Annotated in this window: 2 protein-coding genes; both read right to left on the bottom strand. The window is 69.8% G+C overall.

Annotated elements, in window-relative coordinates:
* Positions 1-70 precede the first annotated feature (70 nt).
* The gene (locus tag x551_RS22085; RefSeq protein ID WP_036251545.1) at positions 71-679 is read right to left on the bottom strand and encodes a 2-hydroxychromene-2-carboxylate isomerase; all 609 of its coding nucleotides are present in this window, start codon (positions 677-679) and stop codon (positions 71-73) included.
* A gap of 40 nt (positions 680-719) precedes the next feature.
* On the bottom strand, positions 720-1,498 hold a 779-nt coding region (locus tag x551_RS22090; RefSeq protein ID WP_036251548.1), incomplete at its 5' end, for a TRAP transporter large permease subunit.

Below are 1,498 nucleotides of genomic sequence, written 5' to 3' on the forward strand. Positions count from 1 at the left end.
GCGCCGCCTGCGTGGCGATGTCGAGCACGCGCTGCGGGTGGCCGACGGCGCGCCGCGCTGAGGCCGCGACTCAGAACGGCCCGGTGGCGAGCCAGCGCTCCAGCTGCGCCCGCCGGTCGTTGCCCCAGAACAGCTCGCCGTCGACGAGGAAGGACGGCGCGCCGAACACGCCCGCCGCGATCGCGGCGTCGTTCTCGGCCTTCAGCCGCGCCTTCCAGGCCGGGTCGCCCCAGGCGGCCTCGGCCGCCTCGCGTCGAGCCCGGCCTCGGCACACAGCGCCTTCAGCGGCGCCGGCGCATCGAGCGCCACGCCGCGCGTGAAGTAGGCGCGCAGCCCGGCATGGGCCCAGGCCGGCCGCCCGCTCGGGCTCGCGGTCGGCGAGCCACCAGAACACGCGCGCGGCGTTCTGGGTCGGGATCGGGAAGCGTTCGGGCGCCCGGTAGGGCACGCCCTCGAAGCGCGCCGAGCGCTGGAAATCGGCCAGCGCGTACTCGCGCTTGACCGGGTAGGACACCGGGCTCTTCAGCTCGGCCGCCTGGAAGGTGGCCCCCAGCAGGATGGCGTGCCAGCGCACCGTGCGGCCGTGGCGCGCGGCCACCGCCTCGACCCACTCGCTGGCGATGTAGGAATAGGGCGAGGAGAAGTCGAAATAGAACTCGACCGGGTTCCTCGCGTTCATTGCCGCACCGCCGCGGTGTCGCCGACGCTCGCTCTCACGCTCACTTGTACAGCACCTCCGGCAACCACAGGCCGATGGCCGGGAACTGGTACAGCAGGATGATCGCGATGATCTGGATGCCCATGAAGGGCAGCATGCCGGCGAAGATCTGGTTCAAGGTCACGTGCTTCGGCGCCACGCCCTTCAGGTAGAACGCCGACATCGCCACCGGCGGGCTCAGGAAGGCGGTCTGCAGGTTCAGCGCCACCAGCAGGCCGAAGAACAGCGGGTCGACCCCGAAGTTGTCGAGCAGCGGAATGAAGATGGGCATGAAGATCACGATGATCTCGGTCCACTCCAGCGGCCAGCCGAGGATGAAGATGATGACCTGGCTCAGGATCAGGAACTGGGTCTTGGTGAGGTTCATGCCCAGCACCCAGTTCTCGACCAGCTCCTGGCCGCCCAGCAGCGCGAAGGCCGCCGAGAAGATGGCCGAACCGACGAACAGCCAGCACACCATCGCGCTGGTCTTGGCGGTGAGGAAGACGCTCTCCTTCACCACCGTGAGGTTGAGCTGGCGGTAGGCCCCGGCGAGCAGGAAACCGCCGAGCGCACCGACCGCCGCCGCCTCGGTGGGCGTCGCCAGGCCGAAGACGATCGAGCCCAGCACCGCGGTGATCAGCACCAGCAGCGGGAAGAAGCTCGACAGCAGCATCTTGAAGACTTCGAGCCGGTTGAAGCTCAGCAGTGCGTAGTAGGCCAGCATCGCGACGGCCCCCACCGCCAGGCCGATCCAGTAGCCCTGCGGCGCCGGCCGGGTGGTGGCGGCCGCTTCGCCCG

Origin of the sequence: Methylibium sp. T29 (assembly GCF_000576205.1) — a bacterium.
GTDB classification, from domain to species: Bacteria; Pseudomonadota; Gammaproteobacteria; order Burkholderiales; family Burkholderiaceae_C; genus Methylibium; species Methylibium petroleiphilum.